Annotated in this window: 6 protein-coding genes; 1 reads left to right on the top strand and 5 read right to left on the bottom strand. The window is 59.8% G+C overall.

Going from position 1 to position 6,405, the window contains the following annotated elements; genetic code table 11:
- Nucleotides 1–270: hypothetical protein (locus IEX27_RS21230; RefSeq protein WP_210315558.1), on the top strand; the 270-nt coding region annotated here is incomplete at its 5' end.
- A gap of 57 nt (nt 271–327) precedes the next feature.
- Here the strand turns inward: IEX27_RS21230 and IEX27_RS17735 are convergent.
- The 5 genes from IEX27_RS17735 to IEX27_RS17715 all read right to left on the bottom strand — a co-directional run bounded on the left by IEX27_RS17735 (nt 328) and on the right by IEX27_RS17715 (nt 6,392).
- A complete protein-coding gene (locus IEX27_RS17735; RefSeq protein WP_188722420.1) occupies nt 328–1,710 on the bottom strand; it encodes an MmgE/PrpD family protein in 1,383 nt (460 codons plus the stop codon).
- A 91-nt stretch (nt 1,711–1,801) separates the two neighbouring features.
- Nucleotides 1,802–2,776 carry a Bug family tripartite tricarboxylate transporter substrate binding protein gene (locus IEX27_RS17730; RefSeq protein WP_188722419.1) on the bottom strand — a complete coding sequence of 325 codons (975 nt, stop codon included), beginning with the start codon at nt 2,774–2,776 and terminating at the stop codon, nt 1,802–1,804.
- Nucleotides 2,777–3,079: 303 nt separating this feature from the next.
- Complete coding sequence (locus IEX27_RS17725) at nt 3,080–4,057, bottom strand: Bug family tripartite tricarboxylate transporter substrate binding protein (protein WP_188722418.1); 978 nt, start codon at nt 4,055–4,057, stop codon at nt 3,080–3,082.
- 128 nt (nt 4,058–4,185) lie between these two features.
- Entirely contained in the window at nt 4,186–4,809 is a 624-nt protein-coding gene (locus tag IEX27_RS17720; RefSeq protein ID WP_188722417.1) for a nuclear transport factor 2 family protein, read from the bottom strand.
- Nucleotides 4,810–4,886: 77 nt separating this feature from the next.
- The gene (locus tag IEX27_RS17715; protein WP_188722416.1) at nt 4,887–6,392 is read right to left on the bottom strand and encodes a tripartite tricarboxylate transporter permease; all 1,506 of its coding nucleotides are present in this window, start codon (nt 6,390–6,392) and stop codon (nt 4,887–4,889) included.
- Between the last annotated feature and the right edge of the window lie 13 nt (nt 6,393–6,405).

The raw sequence follows: 6,405 nt of genomic DNA, 5'->3' as shown, positions 1-6,405 counted from the left end.
GAAAGGAAACAATGGTGGTATCTGTCTTCATGGCGTATCGCTCCTCGTGAGGTTCTGGCAGGCTTTGTCACCCGCCTCGATACGCCGCCTCTCTCAAACCGTCATCACCCAGTTTCCGCCATAGCTCCTGGGACTGCACCAACGGTACAAACATCTGAAGCGATCGACGAAAAAAAAGAGGCCGCTGCTTTTGAAGCAGCGGCCAAGTGCTTGGGAGGAGTATTCGTTTCTCTCGAGCCGGAAGGAAGCGGCTCCCCTCTTCTGCTCTAACCTTGGCTTCTCGCGGTTCCTGACGGAAAACCGGTTCCCACCTTTCCTGGAATTGCTCTAGCCCCGAAGCCTTGAGAAAATCAGATCCACGTTCGCGGCGTTCTCGAGATGGAGCAAGTCCTCGATCAGAGCATCAGCAGCTTCAGCCGAAATCACGCCATCGACGTTTGAGCGGAACTTCCGGATGTAGACTTCCTCGGTCGCCGGGTTCTTTGCCGTTCCGAGCATGTCTTCGATCGTGTGGCTGGCTTCCTGACCATCATTGAAGACGATCGTGATAACGGCACGCGACCGTGTCGTGTCAGCTGCCGCGATCGGATCGGCAACGTGGACAACCTTGTCGGCCAAAGCGTTGATGACCGGGTTCCTCAAACTTTCCTCGGCGAAGGCGTTCTTGTCGAAGCGTCCGAGCACGAGCGCTTCGGCAACCGTGTGCTGAATGCTGATGCGGCCATGCCATGAAGTGAGCGGACGACGCTTCTCCTCGACCGGCTCACAGACAGTATGGAACGAACGAGGCATGATCGCGCAGCGGATCTCGCGGATCTGGTCAGGATCGATCGTGCACTGCTTGCGCAGCTCCAGTGCCGCCTCGATGAAGGGTATCAACGTATAGGCGACGGGATAGATCTTGGTCGCGATATCGAGCGAATGCCACTTCGCTCCGAGATCGTCTGTCAGGGCGGAGAACCGGAAATCCGGTTTCGACTGCACATAGCTTGCGTACCACCCGTACTTGCCTTCGAAAACGCGGCCCGGGCCGGAAATGCCTTGTGCGGCCAGCGCCACCGCGCGTATCGCGGCCGAGGCGGCAAAGCCGACATGCAACGTCTTGGTGGACGTGCCGTCCTCGAACGAGGCGATGGAGCCGGCAGAAAGGCTGGCGGAGGTGCCCACGGCATCCGCCATGGTTTTCACGTCGAGACCCTTGAGTTTTGCTGCGGCATAGGCAGCAGCGAAGACGCCGTAGACGCTGGTCGGGTGAAGTCCAACCTCGTGCATGCGCACCGGTGAAACGAGGCCGAGACGGCACAGGATCTCCAGGGCCGGGATGACCGCTTCCAAAAGCTGTCTTCCCGTCATTCCGTTCGCCTGGGCAATCGGAAGTGCGGCAGAGGCGATTACGCCGGTCGGGTGGATATTGGTCTGGATATGGGTGTCATCAAACTCGAGCACGGCGGAGGCGACGCCATTGACGAATGCCGCTCCCGCCAGAGAGGTTTCGCTGCTGTCCAGCAACGGATAGGCGCCCCGGCCTCCGGCATCGGAGTCCTGAATTGCACGCTTCGCTGCCTGGACAGTCTGGTGCTGGTAAGAAGCGATCATGACGCCGATGACGTCGAGCAGATGCAGCTTTGCATCCGCAAGCACGCGGGGTGTTGCATCTTCGAGCGTGAAAGCCTGAGCCCATTCGGCCAATTGGAAACTGTAACTTTTCATAGGGTTCTCCGGGCCTCTTGCCCATCCACTTCAAAAAAACGGCGCAGAAGCTTCCAGAAGCTTCTGCGCCGAGTGGGAGGTTAGCTTACCTCTATTTCTTGACGCCCATCTCGGTCAGAAGCGTGCTGTAATGGTCGTATTCTTCCTTGAGAGCCTGAGACAGCTCTTCGCTGGAAATGAAACGAGGGTTCACGTTGGCGCGCCGAAGCGTTTCCTTGAACTCTTCCGTTTCACTGCTTGCCTTGAGCGCGGCTTCGACGGCCGCCAGCACTTCTGCCGGCGTTCCGGCCGGAGCCATTACCATCTGCAGACCGGTGCCGCGGATGGATTCAAAGCCCAGCTCGCCAAGCGAAGGGATGTCCGGATATTCCGGAAGGCGCTCGATGCCCGGCACTGCAAGCGGCGTCACGGTTCCCTGCTTCACCTGGGCGAAGGCGGCGGCATCAAGCATGAACTGGATGTCGCCCGACAGGACGGCCTGGACCACCTGGGCGGCGCCAGAATAGGGAATGTGATTGGCTTCGATGCCGACGGCGCGAAGCATGTCAACCGTCGCGATATGCCCGGTGGAGCCCACGCCGACGCTGCCATAGTTCAATTCGCCTGGATGCTCCTTCGCATAGGCGACGAATTCCTCGAAATTGTTGACCGGCAGCGACTTCGAAGCGACGAGCGCACGCGGCGCCTCGCTGACATTGGCAACTGCCTTCAGATCGGCGATCGGATCAAACCCGACGTCGGAAAGATGCGGAGCCGTGGTGATGATCGCATTGCCTGCGAGGAGCAGGATCGAACCATCGGCCGCACCACGTGCGGCGCGCTCGGCGCCGATCGTTCCACTGCCGCCACCAACATTCTCCACCACGAAAGTGGCGTCAAACTTCTTGCCCAGTTCGTCGGCCACAATGCGGCCCACAATGTCGCCCGAACCGCCGGGGGCGTAGGGCACGATCATGGTCACCGTATCGACAGGATACGGATCCTTGGCAGCCGCCGAGGCCATGAGCCCCCCGCTTACCAGAGCAGCACCCAGAAGCCCGCCGCCAATTCTTACAAAGATGTTCATTAACTCTCCTCCAAGAGAAACTGTCTGATCTACCCAGTACCAGCTTTCTGAGTCCTTCGGCCTTCCTTGGGAACGCTGACGGGATCCAGATCAATTGTTTGTTGGTAGTCCCAGACGGGAACTGGTGCCCACTGTTCCGGGGACTGCTCTATAGAGCATCCGCGGAAGGCGACAGGCAACAAATGGTTCAACGGCAGGCCTATTCCTGCCGTCTCATATCGCGCTATCGGCGAACTCCCCCAGCCGGCTAATAAGCCGCGAGCGGAGTTCCCGACAGTGTTAGACTTTGCAGCCTGCTGCGGATCAGCTCGGCTGGACCAGTCCTGCGTCGACCAGCGGGCGGATCGAGTCGATCTCCTTCTGAATGGTGACGCGCATCTCGTCCGGTGTATTGGCAACGGCCTGCAGCCCGAGGGTGGCAAGCTTCTCCTTGGCTTCCGGCGTGTCCGACCATTCCTTGATCGCCTGCTGGATCGCCAGCGCAATCTCGTCAGGCATTCCCTTCGGCCCGACCGCTCCGAACCATAGCGTGGCCTCAAAGCCTTCCACACCTGCCTCGGCTACAGTGGGAACATCCGGAATTTCGGGAAGACGCTGGGCCGAGGTCACAGCGAGCCCCTTGATTTTCCCGTTCTTGATATGCGGCAGATAGTTGGAAGGAGCATCAAGGGCGAAGTCGATGTGTCCGCCAAGGACGTCTGTCATGAGCGGCGGCGAACCCTTGTAGGGGATGTGGTTGAGCTCGACACCCATCTGCAGGCCGATGGCGGCGGCGCAAATGTGGCCCTTGGTGCCTGCACCGGGATTGCCGATGTTGACCTTGCCCGGATTTGCCTTGGCATAGTCAAGCAATTCCTGGAGGGTGTTCGCCGGCGCCTTGGAGCTGGCGGAAAGCAACGCCGGGCTTTCTGCAACAACCGTGATTGGTACGAAATCCTCCTGGGGATCGTACGACAGATCCTTTTGGACCACCTTGTTGGCCGCAATCGGCGCACTGCCGCTAACGAGGATCGTGTAGCCGTCTGGGGCAGAACGCGCGAGCTTGCTACCGGCAAGGGCGCCGGCCGCTCCCGCAATGTTCTCCACCGTGAACTGCTGGTTGTACTTCGCCGCCAGAAGGTCGGCCACCAGGCGAGCGATAATATCGCTGCTTCCGCCAGGCGGGTAGGCGGAAATGACGGTCACCGGTTTCTTCGACGGCCAGTCATCTGCGAACGAAATTCCGGTAGAGGCCAGCACTGCTGCGGACCCACCGAGAACGATGAGTTCACGTCTATTCATGGTCAATCCTCCCGATCCGTATCGGGCCTCCTCAGCGCCGATATCAATGGACATTAACCCGTCTCACGGGCATTCAAAATTCATGGTTGCAACCGTTCCGCCCTTTGGAACAGGGACTGGGCTGCAACTCAGTCCCCGCCCCGGAGCCAGCGTTCTTCCTCCTGGTGGAAGGCGCTCAGTTCCTCAGGACGGTCGTCCCCCAGAAGCTCCTGGTTCACCTTTATGCCGCGTGTGTGCTGCATGTAGCTCAAGAACTTGTAGGAAGGCCGCATGGTGGAAAGTACGTCCCAATCGATCGGCAAGACTTCCGAAGGATTGATCGGCTTCATTACATCGCGTTCGAAGAAGACGTGGAAGCTCAAGAGCTTCCACACTCCATCTTCTCGAACTGCACGCGAGTAAAAGCGGCAGAAGACAAAAAAATCCACCTCCACGCCCTCTACCTTGGCGCGGTTGAAGATGGTTGCCGGGCTCTCGACGGTCGCGCGATCGCCAACCACCTGCGCGAAGGCCGGGAACACCCAGTGTTTGCTGTTGCCGGTCTTCGTCATCCAGGTGCGCGTGGCGTCCACATAGGCCTGTCCACCGCGAGCGTCGTACCAGCTGGTGCGGATATAGGCGTCGCGGTGGAAGCAGTCGCTCATCACGTCGAAGCGCTGCTGGTCCCGGGCAAAGCGCTCGCGCCGCACCAGGTCAAACAGTTCCTCCCGATCGAGCATCGCCTGAAGTCTTGCTTCATTCTGCTGGTGCATTTTTTCTCCCTGAGACTGTTATTCAACGAAATCTGACAAGATACTGATATTAAACGGATGTTGTTCTACTTGGAGTATCAATCGACTTCCTGCAGCCCCTCCTCCCGCACCTTGCGGAACTGCGGCAGCAGGATCGAAGCAACCAGCAGCGCGGCGACAATCAACGTGCCGAGGCTCAGGGGGCTGGTAACGAACACGCTCGCGTCGCCATGCGACAGGAGCAGTGCGCGCCGTAGGTATTCCTCCGCCATAGGCCCGAGGATAAGCGCCAGGATCAGCGGTGCGGGCTCCGCACCCACCTTCCGGAAGCAGTATCCGAGCAGGCCGAACAGTGCCATCAGGTAGATGTCGAACACGCTGTTGCTGATGCTGTAGGCGCCGATGACCGTGAACACGCAGATGATCGGGAACAGGAAGTGGTACGGCACCGAGATGAGCCTCGCCCAGACGCCGACCAGCGGCAGGTTCAGGAACAGAAGCATCACGTTGCCGATCCACATGGATACGATGAGGCCCCAGAAGAGCGCCGGCTGTTGGGTGAGGATCTCCGGACCCGGCTGCACACCCTGAACGATCATCGCACCGATCATCAGCGCCATGGTCGCGGTGCCGGGAAGGCCCAGCGTCAGCATCGGGATGAAGCAGGTCTGCGCGGCGGCATTGTTGGCCGATTCCGGACCAGCTACACCTTCGATCGCGCCCTGACCGAACTGTTCGGGATGCTTGGACACCTTCTTTTCCAGCGCATAGGCGGAAAATGAAGCGAGCAGCACACCGGCACCCGGCAGCACGCCGAGGACAACGCCAAGGCCCGTGCCGCGCAGGATCGGCCCGACCATACGTTTCCAGTCTTCGCGTGTTGGGAACAGGCTGCTGACCTTCGCGATGGTCGCTTTCCGCGTATGCTCGTTCTCCAGATTGGCGAGCACATCGCCCAGGCCGAAGATTCCGGTAGCAATCACCACGAAATCGAGACCGTCGTAGAGATGGGGTGTACCAAACGTGTAGCGGGCAGCACCGGAGTTAACATCAGTGCCCACCATGCCGAGCAGCATGCCGAACAGCACCATGCCGAGGGCCGTCAGCAGTGATCCGCTGGTGAGAACCATGGACGTCACAAGTCCCAGCACGATCAGCGAGAAATACTCTGCCGGTCCAAAGGTGAGAGCCAGGCTTGCAAGCAGTGGGGCGGCGATGACGATGAACAACGTGCCGATACTTCCGGCAAAGAAGCTGCCGATTGCAGCGGCCGCAAGCGCTCGGCCGGCCTTCCCCTGCATTGCCATCTGGTGGCCGTCCAGCGTGGTGACGACCGATGACGCCTCACCCGGCAGGTTCATGAGGATCGCAGTTGTGGAACCGCCGTATTGCGAGCCGTAGAAGATGCCCGCCAGCATGATCAGCGCCGTATCCACCGGCAGGCCGAAGGTGAACGGCAGCAGCATGGAGATCGTGGCCACCGGCCCGAGACCCGGCAGCACTCCAACGGCAGTTCCAAGCACCACGCCGGCGAAACAATAGGCGAAGTTTGTGAAGGTTGTGGCAGTGGCGAACCCGAGCAGGATCCCGTCAAATACGTCCATGTCTTCCTCCCAG

Source organism: Nitratireductor aestuarii (assembly GCF_014641695.1).
GTDB lineage: Bacteria > Pseudomonadota > Alphaproteobacteria > Rhizobiales > Rhizobiaceae > Chelativorans > Chelativorans aestuarii.
The sequence above is the reverse complement of the archived record's forward strand: the minus strand, read 5'-3'. Positions and strand labels throughout refer to the sequence as shown.

What these genes read in the sequence shown, in the direction of transcription:
- IEX27_RS17720 (WP_188722417.1), bottom strand. Translation starts at nt 4,809, where the DNA reads ATGCACCAGCAGAATGAAGCAAGACTTCAGGCGATGCTCGATCGGGAG.
- IEX27_RS17730 (WP_188722419.1), bottom strand. Translation starts at nt 2,776, where the DNA reads ATGAACATCTTTGTAAGAATTGGCGGCGGGCTTCTGGGTGCTGCTCTG.
- IEX27_RS17735 (WP_188722420.1), bottom strand. Translation starts at nt 1,710, where the DNA reads ATGAAAAGTTACAGTTTCCAATTGGCCGAATGGGCTCAGGCTTTCACG.
- IEX27_RS17715 (WP_188722416.1), bottom strand. Translation starts at nt 6,392, where the DNA reads ATGGACGTATTTGACGGGATCCTGCTCGGGTTCGCCACTGCCACAACC.
- IEX27_RS17725 (WP_188722418.1), bottom strand. Translation starts at nt 4,057, where the DNA reads ATGAATAGACGTGAACTCATCGTTCTCGGTGGGTCCGCAGCAGTGCTG.